This window comes from Pacificimonas flava (genome assembly GCF_000342165.1).
In the GTDB taxonomy this organism is placed as follows: Bacteria; Pseudomonadota; Alphaproteobacteria; order Sphingomonadales; family Sphingomonadaceae; genus Pacificimonas; species Pacificimonas flava.
Genome location: NZ_AMRV01000009.1, coordinates 93,443 through 111,924, shown reverse-complemented (window position 1 = coordinate 111,924; position 18,482 = coordinate 93,443). Strand labels below are relative to the sequence as shown.

The window sequence follows — 18,482 nt, the reverse complement described above, 5'->3', positions numbered from 1 at the left end:
GGATCCCGGCCTTCGCCGGGATGACGGTTGAGGGGTTGGCGAAGGGGTGCGGTCCGTGAACCCGGTGCCGTTCCCCTCGCGCGAAATATAAACCGCCGGGATGACGGTTGGGGAAGGGCGAAGGGGGGGCGGTCCGTGCGCCGCTTCCCCGCTTGCCGATTCCCGTAGTTGCCTGGCCGCCCGGTGCCGTTCCCTCCGCCAAGCCCAAATCGTCGCCCCGGCCTAGGCCGGGGTCCACCTCCCGAGGGTGCAGGCAAGGCAACGGTGCCGACCGGAATGGCGTGGGTCCCGGCCTTCGCCGAGATGACGGTTGAGGGTGCGGGGCGGCCCGGCGCAACCGCCGCTTGCCGCCGCGCCGCGCGCTCTGCTAGTGCCGCGGGCGATTTCGAAAAGTGGAGTGTGCATGTCGATCGGCCCCGAAACCGTCCGCAAGATCGCGCATCTTGCCCGTATCCAGATGCCGGAGGAGCGCGTGGAGCCGATGGCCAAGGAGTTGTCGAACATCCTCGACTGGGTCGAACAGCTTGGCGAGGTGAACACGGACGGCGTGGAGCCGCTGTCGACCGTCATTCCGAACGCGCTGCGCTGGCGCGAGGATGCGGTGACGGACGGCGGCGTGCAGGACAAGGTGCTGTCGAACGCGCCGAAGGCGATGCACGGCTTCTTCGCCGTTCCCAAGGTCATCGAATAGGCGGCTGCCGCCCGCCACCCGCCCCGAACGGATTTGCCCCGCCGCCGAGCCCGCGGGATGTAAGAAGGAATATTGCCGACGTGACCAAGCTGACCGACCTGACGCTTTCCGCCATGCGCGACGGGCTGCGCGCCAAGGCGTTTTCGGCCAAGGATTTGGCAGAGGCGCACAATGACGCGGTTGCCGGCGCGCGGGCGCTGAACGCGTTCACGGTGGAAACGCCGGAAGTGGCGCTGCAGGCGGCGGAGGCGGCGGACGCGGCACTGGCAAGGGGCGAGGCGAAGCCGCTGGCCGGCATTCCGCTGGGCATCAAGGACCTGTTCTGCACGGAGGGGGTGGAATCCACAGCCGGTTCGAACATTTTGAAGGGCTTCACGCCGCCCTATGAAAGCACCGTCAGCGCAAAGCTGAAGGCGGACGGCGCCGGCATGCTGGGCAAGCTGAACATGGACGAGTTCGCCATGGGCTCCTCCAACGAAACGAGCGCCTGGGGCAAGGTGACGAACCCGTGGCGCGGCAAGGGCAACGAGGCACTGGTGCCGGGCGGATCGTCGGGCGGCAGCTCCGCCGCCGTGGCCGCGCGCCTGTGCGCGGGCGCGACCGGAACGGACACGGGCGGTTCGATCCGTCAACCCGCCGCTTTCACCGGCATCACCGGAATCAAGCCGACCTATGGCCGCTGCAGCCGCTGGGGCGTCGTCGCCTTCGCCAGCTCGCTCGATCAGGCGGGCCCAATGGCGCGCGACGTGCGCGACTGCGCCATCCTTCTGAAATCCATGTGCGGTTTCGATCCCAAGGATTCGACAAGTTTGGATCTGCCCGTACCCGATTTCGAGGCGGCGCTGACCGGCGACCTGAAGGGCAAGACGGTCGGCATTCCGAAGGAATATACGATCGACGGCATCCCGGCCGAAATCGATGCGCTGTGGCAGCGCGGTGCGGACATGCTGCGCGATGCCGGCGCCGAGCTTGTGGAGGTGTCGCTGCCGCACACAAAATATGCGCTGCCCACCTATTACATCATCGCCCCGGCAGAGGCGTCGTCGAATCTCGCCCGCTATGACGGCGTGCGTTACGGCCTGCGCGAGGCGCCCGAGGGCGGCAATCTGATCGACATGTACGAGGCGACGCGCTCCGCCGGTTTTGGCGACGAGGTGAAACGCCGCATCATGATCGGCACCTACGTCCTCTCCGCCGGCTATTACGACGCCTATTACTTGAAGGCGCAGAAGGTTCGCACGTTGATCCAGCGCGATTTCGACGAGGCCTGGAAACGCTGCGACCTCCTGCTGGCGCCGACGGCGCCGAGCGCCGCCTTTGCCATGGGTGACAAGGTCGACGATCCCATCGCCATGTACCTGAACGACGTCTTCTGCGTGCCGGCGAGCCTTGCGGGCCTTCCCGCCATGAGCGTACCGGCCGGCCTCAGCGACGATGGCCTGCCGCTCGGCCTGCAACTGATCGGCAAGGCGCTGGACGAGGAAGGCGTGCTGAACGCCGGCTACGCCTTGGAACGGGCGGCGGGCTTTGCCGGCGTGCCGGACAAATGGTGGTAGGCCTCAGTCCTCTTCCGCGGCGTAGGTGACATCCTCCTCCAACGCACGCTCCATCCATAGCGAGCGCACGGCGATATAGGCGACGACGGTCAGCGGGCCGGCGAGGAGCACGCCGACCACGCCGAACATCGCGCCAAAGATGAAAAGGGTGAACAGCGTTACGGCGGGGGGCAGGTCGACGGCCTGTTTGAGGAACAGCGGCGTCAGCAGATTGCCCTCAATCTGTTGGATCCCGAGATACAGGCCGGCGGTCAGGAAGAAGGTCGAGTGCCCGACCGTCAGCGCCAGTAACAGGGCCGGAACCGCCGCGAGGATGGGGCCTGCGAACGGAACGAACTCCAGAATTCCGGCGATGAGACCGAGCGCGAGGGCGGAAGGGACACCGATAACGGTAAGACCCGCATAGGTGATGACGCCGATGACGAGCATGGCGGATAGCCGCGCAAACAGCCAACGCTTCATGGCGATACCGGTGTGATCGAAAAAATCCCGCACGGCCGGGCGCGCGCCGCGTGGTAGCAGCCGTAGCGCGCCGCGCCGATAGAGATCTGGATTCGCGGCAAGATAAACGCCGCCGACAATGGCGAGAACGAGGGCGGACAGGACCCCCGTCGAAATCGCAAAGACCTGCTCCGCCCATCCCGCCAGGGTGGTTCCCGACGGCATGAGCTGATCCTGCAGCGCCTGTGCCCGGTCAGCGCCGATCCAGTCGCGCAGCGCCTCAAGAGCGCCGGGCAGGATGTCGCCCAGACTGCTTAGCTGGCGGCTGACCTCTCGCCCGAAGATGGCGGCCGAGAAGCTGGCAAAGGCGAGGATGAGGATGCCCGCGAGCGCCAGCGCCGCGCCCTCCGGTATCGGCAGGAACCGGCGGATCGCCCCCGCCGCCGCGTGCAGGATGACCGCGATCAGGACGGCCGCGAAGAGGAGAAGGAGGACGTCGTGCAGGCGCCAGAGCAGCCAGGCGAGTCCGAACAGCGCGATGGCGGCGACGATGCGGATGGCAAATCGCGGCAGGTCCGCCGTGACGCCGTTATGAACAGGCTTGCGGCCGGGCCGCTCGTCCCCGTGCTCCGCCGCGCGTCCGTCCGTCATGGGCACTCCCTTTTCCGCGCGCCGTAGGAAGCGCGCCGTCTTTTTATGATGGCGCGGCTTGTTCGCCGCCCGCTTCGCTTTGTATGGGAGGCAACAGACATGCAGCCAATTGGCTCCCCAGGATGAAAAGAGTTTGCGGACGATGAGCGATTACCGAATCCATGGCGAAACCGGCGAGTGGGAAGTCGTCATCGGTCTTGAGGTTCACGCCCAGGTGACGACAAAGGCGAAGCTGTTCTCCGGCGCCGCGACGGCTTTCGGTGCAGAACCGAACACGCAGGTCAGCCTGGTCGATGCGGCCATGCCGGGCATGTTGCCGGTCATTAACGGAGAGGCGGTGCGTCAGGCGGTGCGCACGGGTGTCGCGCTGAACTGCGAAATCAACAAATGGTCACGCTTCGACCGCAAGAATTATTTTTATGCCGATCTGCCGCAAGGCTACCAGATCAGCCAGTTCGCGCACCCCATTGTCGGCGAGGGCGTCATCACCGTGGAGCCTGAGGAGGGCGCCACCAAGGATATCGGCGTCGAGCGCATCCATCTGGAGCAGGATGCGGGCAAGTCGATGCACGACCAGCATAAGGATTACAGCTTCGTCGACCTGAACCGGTCGGGCGTCGCGCTGATGGAAATCGTGTCAAAGCCTGACATGCGTTCCCCGGCGGAAGCGGGGGCCTATGTGCGGAAACTGCGCTCCATCCTGCGCTATGTCGGGTCTTGCGACGGCAACATGGATCAGGGGTCGATGCGGGCCGACGTCAACGTCTCGGTTCGCCGACCCGGCGAGGGGCTGGGCACGCGCACCGAGTGCAAGAATGTGAACTCCGTCCGCTTCGTGGAGGCGGCCATCGCATATGAGGCGCAGCGGCAGGTGGAGGTGCTGGAGGCAGGCGGCACCGTCGATCAGGAGACCCGCCTGTTCGATCCCGCGCGCATGGAAACGCGGCCGCTGCGGTCGAAGGAGGAGGCGCATGATTATCGCTACTTCCCCGATCCCGACCTGTTGCCGCTGGAATTCGATGACGCCTTTATCGAGGCGTGCCGCAAGGACCTGCCCGAACTGCCGGATACGAAGCGCATCCGCTATATCGAGCAGCTTGGCATCAGCCCCTATAATGCCGGCGTGCTGACGGCGGATCAGGAAACCGCGGCCTATTTCGAGCTGCTGCTGAACGAGACGGCGCTGAAACAGGAGAAGGAGGCCGCCGACATCGGGAAGGCCGCCGCGAACTGGATCATTGGCGACCTGTTCGGCGCCCTGAACGCCGCCGGGCGAAGCATTACCGACAGCCCCATTTCCGCGGCTCAGGGCGCGGAACTGCTGGCGCTGATCGGTGATGGCACGCTGTCGGGGCGGCTTGCGAAGGACGTCTTTGCCATCATGGTGGAAACGGGCGACGATCCGGCGAAGATCGTCGAGGAACGCGGCATGAAGCAGGTGTCGGACACCGGCGCTATCGAGGCGGAGATCGCCAAGGTGCTGGAGGCCAATGCCGACAAGGTCGCCGAGTATCGCGGCGGCAAGGACAAGCTGTTCGGCTTTTTCGTCGGTCAGACCATGAAGGCGACGAAGGGCCAGGCCAATCCGGCCGTGGTCAACGATCTGCTGAAAAAGGCTTTGGCCTAGCCCGAAAGGAGCGCGAATATCGAGGGAAGGGCTGCAATGATCCTGCGGTCGCCGGACGCCGACAGGCCGCCGGCCCGCTCGAGCCTGTCTAGCGGTATATCATTGTAGACGAAGGCGACGATTGCGTCAGGCGTTCCCGCCAGCGCGGCATCGGCGGACGGCTCGGTGCCCCGGTCGATTTCCAGCGTGCCATTCTCGATAAGCATACGAAATGGCTCGCCATCCAAGACGAGCTGGATGCGGGCCGCCATCTCTGCCGCCGCCTCGGCCGAGAACATCGTCCGCAGCGACAGGATCAGCGACGTGACGGCCATCGGCGCATCGGGATCGCGAAACGGCGACTTCACTGCCCAATTGCCAAGCGCCTGCAGCACGCCCTCGAGCTCCAACCCCCATTCGGTCAGCCGATACACTTGTGCCGATACGGGCGGACCCATGGTTTCTCGCACGAGCACGCCGACCTCTTCCAGATCCTTCAGGCGCTGCGACAGGACCGGCGCACTGATGCCCGGCATAGCCCGCTTCAAATCGGCAAAGCGCTTCGGCCCCAACATCAACTCTCTCGCCACGGGCAGCGCCCAGCGTTCCCCCACCAGATCCATGGCATGAGCGGCGGCGCAGGCGTCGTCGTAACGCCGTTTTTTTTTAAGTTCAGACGTTTGAGCCTCCGTGCTTAAAAGTTCTAACGAATAGGTTGTAAAATAGAACCTAGGCCGCTTATCATCAACCCCGAGGCGAGTGACGAGTCGAATCATCACGCGGGAGGAGGTGGAGCTATGGCAAAGGCACCCGGATCGTTCATCTGGTACGAGCTGATGACGACCGACATGGACGCGGCCGAGGCCTTTTATGCGCAGGTGGTCGGGTGGACGGCTTCGGACTCCGGGCAGAGCCAGATGCGCTACACGCTGATGTCCGCTGATAGCGGCCCCGCTGCCGGCATCTTCACAATCCCGGAAAGCGCCAAGGGTGCCGGGCCGGTCTGGTTGGGACAGATCTGGGTTGAGGATTTGAGCGAGGCTCTAACCTCCGCCAAGGGCGCCGGCGCTGCCGTGCATGTCGAACCCGAAGCCATTCCGGGGGTCGGGCGCATGGCGATGATCGCCGATCCGCAGGGTGTCGTCCTTGGACTGTTCCAACCGGAGGGACTGCCGGGAGAAGCTCCGCACCAGATGACGCCCGGCCAGATCGGCTGGCACGAATTGATGACGACCGACCGGGGCGCGGCTTGGTCGTTCTACACGGGCGAGTTCGGCTGGGCCGAGGTGGACCGCATGGATATGGGGGAAATGGGCATCTACCAGATGTTCGGCTGGACCGCCGCGGCGCCGGGCGAGGACATGGCAGCCGGCGCGATGATGACGGCCGGTTCCGATTGGTCGGGGCCGCCGGTCTGGCAGTTCTATTTCACGGTTCCCGATATCGACGCCGCCAAGGCCTCCGTCGAGGCAAATGGCGGCACGGTCACGAGCGGGCCGATGGAGGTCCCCGGTGGCGCATGGATCCTGAACGGCATCGATCCGCAGGGAGCCGCCTTTGCCCTGGTGGCCGGCCCCAAGGGAGATGCATCATGACCATTTCCGAACCCATCACCTTCTTGTGGTTCGACGGACAGGCCGAGGAGGCCGCGACGCTTTATACATCGCTGGTCCCGAATTCCGCCCTCGGCGACCGGCTTCACGCACCCGCCGATACGCCGGGACCGAAGGCCGGCAGCCTGATCACCGTAGACTTCACGCTGAACGGCCGGCCCTTCATTGCCATGAACGGCGGACCGGCAGAGGGGCATGCCGAATTCAACGACAGCGTGTCCATCATGCTGACCTGCGACACGCAGGAAGAAATCGATCGGCTTTGGGACGGGCTGATCGAGGGCGGCGGCGAACCGGTCGCCTGCGGCTGGCTGAAGGACCGTTTCGGCCTGCGCTGGCAGATCACGCCGAAGCGCCTTCTGGAACTCAACTCAAGTTCTGACAAGGACGTGGCAAAGCGTAGCTTCGAGGCCATGATGACCATGGTAAAGATCGAGATTGCAGCGCTGGAACGGGCCGCGCGAGGAGAATAGTCATGGGCACCTCGCCGCATGAGCTCAGGGTCACGCGTTACATCGACGCCTCACCGCAGCGCGTGTTCGACATCTGGGTCGGCCGCCTTGCCGACTGGTGGGCGCCGCGTCCGTGGACGACCCACGTCGAGGAGATGGACCTGCGCGCCGGTGGCCGTTTCGCAAGTACGATGCGCGGGCCGGAGGGCGAAGCGGAGACGGGCGAAAGCGTCTTTCTGGAGGTGGAGCCCGGACGGCGCATCGTTTTCACCACGACCCTTTCCGCCGGATGGATCCCGCAATCCGGGTTCATGATGGTCGCGGATTTCCGGTTCGAGCCGGAGGGGACCGGAACGCGCTACACCGCTGCTGCCCGCCACTGGGACGCGGCTGCGTTGACGCAGCATCGGGAGATGGGGTTCGAGCCCGGCTGGACCGCAGTCGCTGAGCAACTTGCGGCTCTTGCGGAGGGGCGCTGAAATGTGGCCCCATGCCGATTTCAATGAGGAGGAAGGAGAGGCTTAACCATGACCTATGTTCAAGGCTTCGTGTTGCCCGTGCCGGAAACGAAGAAGGCGGCGTACCGTGAGATGGCGGAATCCTTCTGGTCGTACCTGAAGAAGCATGGGGCGATCGAGACCATGGAAGCGTGGGGTGTCGACCTTCCCAAGGGTGAGACCACAGACTTCCACCGTGCCGTGAAGGCCGAAGAGGGCGAAACCGTCGTGTTCTCCTGGATCATATGGCCCGACCGCGAAACCTGCGACAAGGCGGCCGCCGCCATGCAGTCCGACCCGGACATGCAGATGCCGGGCGACATGCCCTTCGACGGCAAGCGCATGTTCTGGGGCGGCTTCGAGCCGATCTGGCAGACCAGCCGCTGACCGGTTCAGGCTCATCACACCAGATCGCCCGGGCGTCTTGCAAAGATAAGACGCCCGGGCCATCTTCCGTGTCATGGAAAAGACGTTTCAGCAGGACGTGCCGCACAAACTCGGGAAGGCAGAGGCGAAGCGGCGCATGGAGGACGGTCTGCCGAAACTCCTGTCCATGCTGCCGGGCGGGCGCGCGGATCACCGCTGGGAAGGCGACGCGATGCTGATGGATTATGCTGCCCTCGGCCAGAGCGCGTCGGCGCGCATGGAGGTTCTGGAGGACCGCGTTCTCGTGACCATCACGCTCGGCGGCATGCTGGCGGCGATGGGGGACAAGATTGCCGGCATGCTGGGACGCGGTACGCGCGACATGCTGGAGGACAAGCGCCGGCCGCGCTGATCCTGTCGCGGCCGGTCAAGGCCGTGGGTCATCATATTGCAATCACCGAAAGATTTCTGGACTGTCTCGCCAAAGGGCGCGGGCGGCATTAAGCATTTGCCTTAACCTTTTGGAGGGGTGGTAGAAGCGTTACGTCCGTAGACGTGCGGAGCCGCACTTTGAAGGACGGCTGGGAGAGGGATGCGAATGGCGACAGAGGTACCGGTGCGGGCGGATCAATTGCCCGACCCGACCGAATGGCCCAGTCTGCCGGGTGTGACTCGCGGAATGTGGGCGGTGGTGGCCGCCGTCATCGTTCTGGCGATCGGTTCGGCAGCGTTGGTGGGCTACGCGCTTGGTGTCTGGCAGTTCGCGGCGTTGTTCCTGGCGGTCGTGCTGGCGGCCACCACCATCGCCTACGCAGCCGCATTCGGCCGCGCCAAGCGGGGCGGCGGCCGCATTGACTGGGCGCTGGTTCGCGCTGCGCTCGAATCACAGCAGGTGGCGCTCGCGATCACCGATGCCGACGGCCGGCTCGTCTCCGCAAACGCCGCCTATGGCCTGCGTGCGGCTGGCTTTCCGACGCCTCTCGATCTCGTGCCGCCCGGAATTCCGGGCCATGACGAGCTCCGCGCCGCGGCAGCCGCCGCACGCCGCGACGGCACCGGGTTCGCAGACCTGGAGCTGACGGGGGAGGACGGGCTGGCGCGACGTCTGCGCATGACGGTGAGGCCAGCCGAGCAGGGCCGCGACTATCTGCTCTGGACGTTGCGGCGGGAACGCGTCGACAAGGCCGTCGACGATGTCCGCGAAATGCTGCAGGGCCTGCTCGGCACCTGGCTCGGCCGGGCCGGCTTTGCCTGCGTCATGGCCGACGATGCCGGCCGGGTGCTGGCGGGCAATGCTGCATTTCGGGAAATGATCGGGCGGCAACCGCCCGGCGTCGGCGGCAATCTTGGCGGTATGATCCGCATGGAAAGCGGCGGAAGCGCCTTCGTCGAGGCGGACACGGGGACGATGGAGCCGCGCGTCGTGCCGGTCGCCCTGTCGCGCCTGCCGCTGTCCGAGGATGCCGACGCGGAATCGGCGGAGGCCTATCTGTTCCTGCTGCGCGAACGGGAACCGCAGCATGTGACCGAGGAGCATCCGCCCGCCGATCTGCCGCAGCTTATGGGCGTGCTTCCCATCGGCCTCGCCATGGCCGACCGGGACGGCCAGCTCGTCTTCATGAACGAGGCGTTTCGCGCGGCGGCGGGGATCAGCGAGGATCATGAGGGGCTTCTTTATCCTTCGGACCTGGTCAGCGACGATGACAAGACGCCGGTTTCCAACCTCGTGCGGCGTGCGCTGGCGGCGGAGGGCGTGCGCGATCTGCGCGTGCGGCTGAAGCATCGGCCGGACGATCCCGTCATGCTGACCATCGGCCGTGCGCCCTGGAGCGGCGGTCCTGCCGTCGTCCTGTCGCTGAAGGACAACCGCGAGCAGGTGAAGCTGGAACGGCAGATTACGCAGGCGACGAAGATGCAGGCGGTCGGCCAGCTCGCCGGCGGCGTCGCGCATGACTTCAACAATATCCTGACGGCGATCATCGGTTATTGCGACCTGATGATGATGCGCCACGCACCGGGCGATCCGGACTTCGACGACATCAACCAGGTGCGCCAGAACGCCAATCGCGCGGCCAATCTGGTGCGGCAGCTGCTCGCCTTTTCGCGCCAGCAGACGCTCCGCCCGCAGCTTCTGCAGGTGTCGGACATCGTCGGCGAACTATCGCATCTCTTGAAGCGGCTGCTGGGTGAGCGGGTGTCGCTGAAGGTGGAGCATGGCCGCGGCCTCGATCCCGTGCGGGCGGACCCCGGCCAGATGGAGCAGGTCATCATCAACCTGGCCGTCAACGCGCGCGACGCCATGCCGGCGGGCGGAGAGCTCACCATCCGCACCTTCGCGGTGGGGCCGCTCGAAACGAAGCGGCTGCGGCGGGAGGGAATGCCCCCCGGCGATTACGTCGCCATCGCCGTCGAGGATACGGGTACGGGCATTCCCGCGGACGTGCAGACCAAGATATTCGAACCCTTCTTCACGACGAAGGAGGTTGGCCGCGGCACCGGCCTGGGCCTCTCCACCGTCTATGGAATCGTCAAGCAGACGGGCGGCTTCATCTTTGCCGATTCGGTGGAAGGGGAAGGCACGACCTTCACCATCTACCTGCCGGCGCAGGAAGCGCCGGTGGAGGTGCCCGCGCAGCGCCGCGCGCGGGCGGTCGAGGATATCGCCTTCGGAAGCGGCACGATCCTGATCGCCGAAGACGAGGCGATGGTGCGGGCGGTCGCACAGCGGGCGCTCACCCGCAAGGGCTATGATGTGATTACCGCCGAGAATGGGGAAGAGGCGCTGGAGAAGCTCGCGGCGATGGACGTGCCCCCGGACCTTCTCGTCACGGACGTCGTCATGCCCGTCATGGATGGGCCGACGCTCGTCGCCAAGGCGCGGGAGACATATCCGGGCCTGAAGATCATCTTCATGTCCGGATATGCCGAGGAGCAACTGCGCAGTTCCGTCGAAATCGACGATGCCGGTTTTCTCGCCAAACCCTTCAGCGTCGCCGAAGTGGCGGAAACGGTTCGGGAAGCCCTGAAATCCTGAACCCGTCACATGCAAGGTGGCTCGGAACAGAATAGGAACTTTCCGCTTGCGACAGGAGAACAAACGGGGTACGTGCTGTGCATGTTGAATGGCCCCCGGGGGCCGGTTAGGGAGGCTCGGACATGTCGGCAGCGCTGAAGGTGGTAGAGAGCGGTATGGACAAGCAGAAGGCGCTGGATGCGGCGCTCGCACAGATAGACCGGGCATTCGGCAAGGGCTCGGCCATGAAGCTGGGTCAGCAGGAAAAGCAGGAGATCGAGGCGATTTCCACAGGCTCGATCGGTCTCGATCTGGCGCTGGGCGTCGGCGGGTTTCCGCGTGGCCGTATCATCGAGATCTACGGCCCGGAAAGCTCCGGCAAGACGACGCTGGCGCTGCATGCCATCGCAGAGGCGCAAAAGACCGGCGGCACTGCCGCCTTCGTTGACGCCGAGCATGCGCTCGACCCGATTTATGCCAAGAAACTGGGCGTCGATATCGACGAGCTGATCGTGTCGCAGCCCGATACGGGAGAGCAGGCGCTCGAGATCACCGACACGCTGGTGCGGTCCAACGCCGTCGATGTTCTTGTCGTGGATTCCGTCGCGGCGCTGACGCCGCGCGCGGAGATCGAGGGCGAGATGGGCGACAGCCATGTCGGCCTGCAGGCCCGCCTGATGAGCCAGGCGCTGCGCAAGCTGACCGGTTCCATCAACCGGTCGCGTACAACCGTGATTTTCATCAACCAGGTGCGCATGAAGATCGGCGTCATGTACGGCAATCCGGAAACGACCACGGGCGGCAATGCGCTGAAATTCTATGCCTCCTGCCGCCTCGATATTCGCCGCACGGGGCAGATCAAGGACCGGGACGAGATCGTCGGCAACACGACGCGCGTGAAGGTGGTGAAGAACAAGGTCGCGCCGCCGTTCCGGCAAGTCGAATTCGACATCATGTACGGTGAGGGCATTTCGAAAACCGGCGAGATCCTCGATCTGGGTGTGAAGGCTGGCATTGTCGAGAAAGCGGGCGCCTGGTTCAGTTACGATTCCACGCGCATCGGTCAGGGCCGCGAGAACGCCAAAACATTCCTGAACGAGAATCCGGAGATGCTGGACCGCATCGAAAAGGCCATTCGCGGAAAGTCCAACGAAGTGGACGAGGCATTGCTGGAGGGGAAGGAGTAAACCTTTTCCCGGTTCGAGATGCCCTTGGGGCGGCGCTCATAAATCTGCAATATGGGCGCCTCCGAACTTTCATATTTCGTTAAGACCTCGCTTACGCTGATCCTCCTAATCCGCTGCCGAACGCCACTCCATCGGAGTGGCGAGCAGCTTTTGGGAGTAGAACCACGTGAAGAGTCTATCCGCTCTTGGTATCGGTATGCTGATGGTCGCGCCGGCCGTTCTGGCATGGGCCGGCCCCGTAAAGGCAGCCTGGCGAGAGCGCGCCGTATCGCATATCGTCAGTCACCAGGTCATGCCACGTTCGGCGGAACTGCGCGGCGTCTCGTGCCGGACCAATCTGACGATCACCGTCGACGGCAACGGCCTTGTCACGCGCTACGATGTGGCGCCGCGCTGTTCGAGCGACATTCTTGCACGGGCGACCGACGATCTGATGCTGACGCTGCCGCAGTTCCCGCCGCCGCCGCAGCGGAAGGGCGGCACCGCCGTGCTGCCGATCAGCTGGCCGCCCACGGGCTGACCGTTGTCGACTGAAGAACAATGGCGACGGATCTGCCGACGCCGGCGACTTGGCGGGGCGGGGGGCGCCTGATAGGCCGCAACCGGCATGTCAGACACCCTTCAAGACTCGCGCACCCTGTCGGGAGAGGATGCGCCGAAGCGCCTCTCCAAGCTTCGGCTGATCTGGGATTTCGCGCGCCGGTATCCCGGTCATCTCGCCGCGGCACTTCTTGCCCTCATCGTTTCGGCGACGGCAACGCTCGCCATTCCGCAAGGGCTGAAGCTGATCGTCGACCGTGGCTTCGGCAATGACGACCCGTCCGCCATCGCCCCCTATTTCGCGGCGCTTCTGGGCGTCGTCGTCGTCCTTGCCGCTGCGACCGCCATCCGCTTCTACTTCGTTTCGTGGCTTGGCGAACGGGTCGTTGCCGACCTTCGGCGGACGGTGCACGCTCATCTTCTCAGCCTCGATCCGGGCTTCTTCGAGGAAAATCGCCCCTCCGAGATCGCCTCGCGCCTGACGGCGGATACTTCCGTCATCGAGCAGGTCGTCGGAACGAGCTTCTCCGTGACGCTGCGCAACCTGTTCATGGGTACGGGCGGCATTCTCTACCTTCTCTACCTCAGCCCAAAGCTGACAGGTATGATGATGCTGGTCATCCCGCTGACGATTGCACCAATTGTCTTCTTCGGGCGCAAGGTTCGAACGCTCAGCCGTACGAGCCTCGACCGCATCGCGGATGTCGGCGCGCTGGTATCGGAAACGTTGGGCGCGATCCGCATTGTGCAGGCGTTCACGCAGGAAGCGCGCGAAAGCCGGCGCTTCGGCGCCGCCGTCGATGAGGCCTTCACGGCGGCAAAGCGGCGGATCGCCATTCGCGCGGTCATGACCTCTCTCGTCATTCTGCTGATCTTCGGCGCCATCACGCTGGTCCTGTGGGAGGGGGCGGTCGACGTCATCACCGGCGGCATCACCGGCGGCACGATCACGGCCTTCATCTTCGCGAGCGCGCTCGTGGCGGGGGCGTTCGGCGCGCTGACCGAGACCTATAGCGACATTATGCGCGGGGCGGGCGCGGCCGGGCGCATGGCGGAACTGTTGGAACAGGTGCCCGCGATCCGGCCGCCGGACCAGCCGCACTCTCTACCCAGTCCGGCCGCCGGCGCCCTGCGCTTCGAGGATGTGGAGTTTCGCTATCCCACCAAGCCGGATAGCGCCGCCGTGCATGGACTGACGCTGGACGTGCGGCCGGGCGAGACGGTCGCAATCGTCGGCCCCTCCGGCGCGGGCAAGTCGACGCTGTTCGGCCTGATCCAGCGTTTCTACGACCCGCAGGCCGGCAGCATTTCGGTGGATGGGGTGCGTATTGAGGAGGCGGCACCGGCGGACCTGCGCGCGCGGCTATCGGTGGTGCCGCAGGAAACGGTCGTCTTCGCCGCCACGGCGCGCGACAATATCGCTTATGGCCGGCCGGATGCGAGTGAGGGGGAGATCTGGGCAGCGGCCGAGGCAGCGAATGCCGCGGCCTTTCTGCGCGAACTGCCGCAGGGGCTGGACACCTTCCTGGGAGAGGCGGGCACGCGGCTGTCGGGCGGCCAGCGTCAGCGTATCGCCATCGCGCGTGCGATCCTGCGGGACGCGCCCATCCTTCTCCTTGACGAAGCGACAAGCGCGCTCGACGCCCAGTCGGAGCGGGAGGTGCAGCAGGCGCTGGAAAGGCTGATGCAGGGGCGGACCACGCTGGTGATTGCGCACCGCCTTGCCACCGTGCGCGGCGCGGACCGGATCGTCGTCATGGACGGCGGCCGCATCGTCGCGGAGGGGCGGCACGACGAACTGGTGGCGGCGGGGGGGCTATACGCTCGGCTTGCGCGGCTACAGTTCGATGATGCCGCCTAGGTCGGAACGGCCCCTCAGCTCAGCACGGGCTCCATACCCGGTTCGGCCTTCTCCATCGCGCGGCGATAGGCCGGGCGTTCCCCGATCCTTTGCAGATAGACTTTCAGGTTCGGCTGATCGTCCCGCAGCTTAATGCCGCGCATGGCGCGTGCCGTCGTCAGCGGATAGCCCATCATGATGTCGGCCGTCGTCAGCTGTGCGCCGCCGAAGAACGGGGCCTCGCCCAGCCGCTGCTCGACCATTTCCCAGCCGCGTCGCGCACGGTCAGCGGTGAAGGTATGGGCCATGCCCTCCGGCGCGCCGGACATGGTCAGCATCAGCTGCATCATCATGGTGGCCATGAAGGTGCCGTTCGACCAGTGCAGCCAGAACAGATGCTGGGCGAAATCCGGATGATCGGGGGCCGGGACGAGACTGCCCGGTCCATAGGTCGCTGCGATATAGTCGATGATGGCGCCGCTTTCGCCCAGAACGAGATCGCCGTCGGTGATGACGGGCGCGATCCCCATGGGGTGCAGGGCCTTGTATTCGTCAGGTGCAAGACGGTTGTCTTGACGGCGATCGTAGAGCTTCAGTTCGTAATCGAGCTCAAGTTCCTCGCACAGCCAGACGATCCGTTCCGATTGCGACTGGCGAAGATGATGAACGGTCAGCATGGCGATGTCCTCCCTTTGCCCGCCGGTCTATGCGACATAGTGGGGGATCGCAAAGGTGATGGTGCAGAGCAGCCCGTCGGAGAGGAATTCTCGTCGCACGCTTCCGCCAAGTTCGGCCGGGAGTAGCTTTTCGACGATGTCCGTGCCGAAACCGCGAACCCGCTCGTCCATCGACACATCCGGGACATCTTTCTCTTCCCAGCGAAGCGTCACCTGCGGACCGTCTCGTTCCCAGCTGACGGAAAGCGTCCCAACCTCCCCGCGAAGGGCGCCGTATTTGGCGGCGTTGCTTGCCAGTTCGTGCAGCGCCATCCCAAGCGGTTGCAACTGACTTGCTATCAAACGGACCTCTGGACCACGGATTTGCCGGTCCAATTCGGGTTCCAGGAGGAAAGGGCTGAGTTCGTTCCTGACAAGATCGCCTAGAAGGGCACCCCGCCCGTCGCCATCGGCCAGCAATTGCTGCGTGCGGCCGAGGGATTCCAACCTTGCCTGAAAAGAGCCTTTGAATTCGTCAAGCGAACCGGCGGCACGCGCTGTGCGATGGGCGATCGCCGTGATCGAGGCCAGCTGATTGCGGACGCGGTGGTGAAGTTCACGGGATAAACGGTTGGAACGCCGCTCAGCGCGAACCTCGGCAGTGACGTCGAGCGCGCTTTGCGCAACGCCGACAATGTCTCCGTTCTTGCCGTACAGGGGAACATGGTAACAGGTCCACCAGACGTCTCGCATTCCGCCCAGCGAATCGGCGTCGGGGATGCTGAACAATTCCTTCACCAGATTTGTCGGCTTGCCGGTCATGGCCTCCTTAACGGAGTTCCGAAAGACGTCGACGCGTTCGGGATCGCCGGGAAAGGCTTCGAAAACATTCTTGCCGACGATGTCTTCTGACGTGCGGCGCACCGTAGCGAGGTAAACCGCGTTCGCGCCGATGATGTTCAGATTGCAATCAACCAGCATGTAGGGCGCGGGAAGACTGTCGAAGAGGCGCCTGTAATCTACGCGGTCCATAGGCTCGTCCAGAATGGAATGAGACGCCTCGTCACTGAGGAAGTTCCCGGTATTCGGGAAGAAAGCCGCTCTTCTGGCAACCCCGTGCTCATTTGCCGAGAAGGTGCAGGGCGAGCGTTCTGGCCTGTGGACGCCTCCGGTGCTCGAACAGGTAGATGCCCTGCCACCTCCCGAGCGCGAGCGAGCCCTCCATGACCGGTATGCTCAACTGAACCTGCGTCAGCGCCGCACGAAGGTGCGCTGGCATGTCGTCCGGACCCTCATCGTCATGTTCGTAGCGTGTCGCATCTTCCGGGGCGATGCGCGCAAAATAGGTTTCGAGATCGCGGCGCGCGGCGGGCGCGGCATTCTCCTGGATGAGAAGGGAGCAGGACGTGTGCTGGCAGAAGATCGTGAGGAGCCCCGTTTGCACGCCTGCCTTCGCTGTCCAGTCGCGGATGCGCGCCGTCACCTCGTGAAGCCCGCTTCCGGGCGTTTCGATATCCAGGCTGGTGGTGTGCTGTTGCATCAACCCGCCAGCGCCTCTTCCTTCTCGCTGAGTTCCAGCCAGCGATCCTCCGCCGCGGAGAGGCTCGCCTTGAGGGCGTCCAGTTCTTCCCCCAGCTTCTGCGCCGCCGCCGGACCGGCCGCATAAAGCTCGGGGTCGGCAAGCGCGGTCTCGTGGATGCGGATCTTGCGTTCCAGGCCGGAAATTAGGTTCGGCAATGTCTCCAGCTCGTGCTTGTCCCTGAACGACAGCCGCTCGGCGCGGTCCGTCGGTGGGGGCGCAGCGGGCGCGGACCTGGAGCCCGATCTCGACGAGGGTTTGGCTGTCGTGCGCCGCTTGCGCTTCGCCTCCCAGTCGGCGAACCCGCCGGCGACGATGTCGACCTCACCGGATCCGTCGAGGCCCACCACCATGTTGACCGTGCGGTCCAGAAAATCGCGATCGTGGCTGACGAGGAGGACCGTGCCGTCATAGTCGGCAATAACTTCCTGCAGCAGGTCGAGCGTTTCAAGGTCAAGGTCGTTGGTCGGCTCGTCGAGAACGAGGAGGTTCGACGGCCGCGCAAATTCCCGGGCCAGCAGCAGGCGAGAGCGCTCGCCGCCGGACATGGCGCTGACCTGCCGATCAGCGTCCTCCCGCGTGAATAGGAAATCCTTCAGATAACCGACGATGTGCCGCTTTTCGCCGCGCACTTCGACCCACTCGCCGCCCTCCGCTACGATATCCCGCACGCGCTTTTCCGGGGAGAGAAGACTGCGCTGCTGGTCGATCAGAATACCGCTCAGCGTCTTGGCATGGCGCACCCGTCCCGTATCGGGCTCCAGTTCCTTGGTCAGCAGTTTCAGGAAGGTGGTCTTGCCCGCCCCGTTCGGCCCGACGAGACCGATGCGGTCGCCGCGCTGGATGCGGAAGCTCATCGGTTTCAGGATCTGGCGTCCATCGAACGTCTTCGAGATGTCCTTGGCGTCAATCACCACCTTGGTCTTCGCATCGTCCGTGTCGAGGTCGAGCTTCGCCTTTCCCTGCTGGCCCAGCATGGAAGCCCGCTGTGCGCGTAGCTTGTGCAGATTTTCCAGCCGGCCCTGATTGCGCTTGCGCCGCGCGGTCACGCCGCGCTGCAGCCACTTCATCTCCTGCGCCAGTTTCGTGTCGAGCTTCTGCGCGGCGCGCGCCTCCTCGTCGTAAATCTGTTCCGTCCATGCCTCGAATCCGCCGAAGCCGATCTCGTTGCGGCGGATGGCGCCGCGGTCGAGCCAGATGATCGAACGCGTTAGCCGCTTCAGGAACTCCCGGTCGTGGCTGATGGTGACGAAAGCGCCGCCATAGCGCTGCAGCCACCCTTCCAGCCACTCGATTGCCGCGATATCGAGGTGGTTGGTCGGTTCGTCGAGAAGAAGAAGGTCGGGCTCCGATGCCAGGGCCCGGGCAAGGGCGGCGCGGCGCCGCTCACCGCCTGAGGCCGTTTCGGCCTCTCGCGAAAGGTCGATACCCATCTGATCGGCAACCGCCTCGACCGCATGCGCCTCCGGTGCGTCTTCTCCGGCAAGCGCGAAATCCCGCAGCGTCGCGTGGCCGGCCACGGCCGGATCCTGGGACAGGATGACGATCTTGGTGCCTGGCCGCTGCTTGCGCTGCCCCTCGTCGACGTCGATCAGGCCGGCGATGATCTTGAACAGCGTGGTCTTGCCGGCGCCATTCCGTCCGATCAGTGCCAGCCGGTCGCGTTCGCCGATGAAAAGATCAAGGCCGCGCAGCAGCCAGGAGGTGCCCTGGTTGAGGCCGATGGATTCGAGCGAGACGATGGGAGCGGACATGGAGGCCGCTATCTGGGATATGGCAGGCGCGCCTGCAAGC

Annotated in this window: 18 protein-coding genes; 12 read left to right on the top strand and 6 right to left on the bottom strand. The window is 64.8% G+C overall.

Features of this window, described 5'->3' with window-relative positions; all coding sequences use genetic code 11:
* The first annotated feature begins 403 nt into the window (after positions 1-403).
* Positions 404-691: an Asp-tRNA(Asn)/Glu-tRNA(Gln) amidotransferase subunit GatC gene (gene gatC / locus C725_RS12220; RefSeq protein ID WP_008603409.1), complete on the top strand. Its 288-nt coding sequence runs from the start codon at positions 404-406 to the stop codon at positions 689-691.
* Between the two features lie 80 nt (positions 692-771).
* The gene (gene gatA / locus C725_RS12215) at positions 772-2,247 is read left to right on the top strand and encodes an Asp-tRNA(Asn)/Glu-tRNA(Gln) amidotransferase subunit GatA (RefSeq protein ID WP_008603406.1); all 1,476 of its coding nucleotides are present in this window, start codon (positions 772-774) and stop codon (positions 2,245-2,247) included.
* 3 nt (positions 2,248-2,250) lie between these two features.
* Here gatA and C725_RS12210 read toward each other — a convergent pair whose 3' ends face one another.
* Complete coding sequence (locus C725_RS12210) at positions 2,251-3,339, bottom strand: AI-2E family transporter (protein ID WP_008603404.1); 1,089 nt, start codon at positions 3,337-3,339, stop codon at positions 2,251-2,253.
* 142 nt (positions 3,340-3,481) lie between these two features.
* Here C725_RS12210 and gatB point away from each other — a divergent pair, with 142 nt between their 5' ends.
* On the top strand, positions 3,482-4,966 hold the full coding sequence (gene gatB, locus C725_RS12205) for an Asp-tRNA(Asn)/Glu-tRNA(Gln) amidotransferase subunit GatB (RefSeq protein ID WP_008603402.1): 1,485 nt from the start codon (positions 3,482-3,484) through the stop codon (positions 4,964-4,966).
* On the opposite strand, the gene C725_RS12200 is transcribed toward gatB, so the two are convergent.
* A complete protein-coding gene (locus C725_RS12200; protein ID WP_038283141.1) occupies positions 4,963-5,568 on the bottom strand; it encodes a winged helix-turn-helix transcriptional regulator in 606 nt (201 codons plus the stop codon). The genes gatB and C725_RS12200 overlap by 4 nt on opposite strands.
* 174 nt (positions 5,569-5,742) lie before the next feature.
* Between C725_RS12200 and C725_RS12195 the strand changes: the two genes are divergently transcribed.
* The 9 genes from C725_RS12195 to C725_RS12155 all read left to right on the top strand — a co-directional run bounded on the left by C725_RS12195 (position 5,743) and on the right by C725_RS12155 (position 14,474).
* A complete protein-coding gene (locus C725_RS12195; RefSeq protein ID WP_008603398.1) occupies positions 5,743-6,540 on the top strand; it encodes a VOC family protein in 798 nt (265 codons plus the stop codon).
* Positions 6,537-7,031: a VOC family protein gene (locus C725_RS12190; protein ID WP_008603396.1), complete on the top strand. Its 495-nt coding sequence runs from the start codon at positions 6,537-6,539 to the stop codon at positions 7,029-7,031. Before C725_RS12195 ends, C725_RS12190 begins: the two co-directional genes overlap by 4 nt.
* 2 nt (positions 7,032-7,033) lie before the next feature.
* Complete coding sequence (locus C725_RS12185) at positions 7,034-7,489, top strand: SRPBCC domain-containing protein (protein ID WP_008603394.1); 456 nt, start codon at positions 7,034-7,036, stop codon at positions 7,487-7,489.
* Positions 7,490-7,537: 48 nt separating this feature from the next.
* Positions 7,538-7,894 carry a DUF1428 domain-containing protein gene (locus tag C725_RS12180; protein WP_008603392.1) on the top strand — a complete coding sequence of 119 codons (357 nt, stop codon included), beginning with the start codon at positions 7,538-7,540 and terminating at the stop codon, positions 7,892-7,894.
* A gap of 73 nt (positions 7,895-7,967) precedes the next feature.
* Positions 7,968-8,285 (top strand): polyhydroxyalkanoic acid system family protein, encoded by a 318-nt coding sequence (locus C725_RS12175; RefSeq protein ID WP_008603391.1) that lies wholly within the window; start codon positions 7,968-7,970, stop codon positions 8,283-8,285.
* 186 nt (positions 8,286-8,471) lie between these two features.
* The gene (locus C725_RS12170; RefSeq protein WP_008603389.1) at positions 8,472-10,907 is read left to right on the top strand and encodes a hybrid sensor histidine kinase/response regulator; all 2,436 of its coding nucleotides are present in this window, start codon (positions 8,472-8,474) and stop codon (positions 10,905-10,907) included.
* 122 nt (positions 10,908-11,029) lie between these two features.
* Complete coding sequence (gene recA / locus C725_RS12165) at positions 11,030-12,073, top strand: recombinase RecA (RefSeq protein ID WP_008603388.1); 1,044 nt, start codon at positions 11,030-11,032, stop codon at positions 12,071-12,073.
* Positions 12,074-12,239: 166 nt separating this feature from the next.
* Complete coding sequence (locus C725_RS12160; RefSeq protein WP_149864666.1) at positions 12,240-12,593, top strand: hypothetical protein; 354 nt, start codon at positions 12,240-12,242, stop codon at positions 12,591-12,593.
* 87 nt (positions 12,594-12,680) lie between these two features.
* Complete coding sequence (locus C725_RS12155; protein ID WP_008603386.1) at positions 12,681-14,474, top strand: ABC transporter transmembrane domain-containing protein; 1,794 nt, start codon at positions 12,681-12,683, stop codon at positions 14,472-14,474.
* Positions 14,475-14,488: 14 nt separating this feature from the next.
* Here the strand turns inward: C725_RS12155 and C725_RS12150 are convergent, their stop codons facing one another.
* The 4 genes from C725_RS12150 to C725_RS12135 all read right to left on the bottom strand — a co-directional run bounded on the left by C725_RS12150 (position 14,489) and on the right by C725_RS12135 (position 18,442).
* Complete coding sequence (locus C725_RS12150) at positions 14,489-15,130, bottom strand: glutathione S-transferase family protein (RefSeq protein ID WP_008603385.1); 642 nt, start codon at positions 15,128-15,130, stop codon at positions 14,489-14,491.
* A 27-nt stretch (positions 15,131-15,157) separates the two neighbouring features.
* Positions 15,158-16,141, bottom strand: a complete 984-nt coding sequence (locus C725_RS12145) for an HWE histidine kinase domain-containing protein (protein ID WP_008603384.1) — start codon at positions 16,139-16,141, stop codon at positions 15,158-15,160.
* 88 nt (positions 16,142-16,229) lie between these two features.
* Positions 16,230-16,649 (bottom strand): secondary thiamine-phosphate synthase enzyme YjbQ, encoded by a 420-nt coding sequence (locus C725_RS12140; RefSeq protein ID WP_038283137.1) that lies wholly within the window; start codon positions 16,647-16,649, stop codon positions 16,230-16,232.
* A complete protein-coding gene (locus C725_RS12135; protein WP_008603382.1) occupies positions 16,649-18,442 on the bottom strand; it encodes an ABC-F family ATP-binding cassette domain-containing protein in 1,794 nt (597 codons plus the stop codon). The genes C725_RS12140 and C725_RS12135 overlap by 1 nt, the downstream gene beginning before the upstream one ends.
* Positions 18,443-18,482 lie beyond the last annotated feature (40 nt).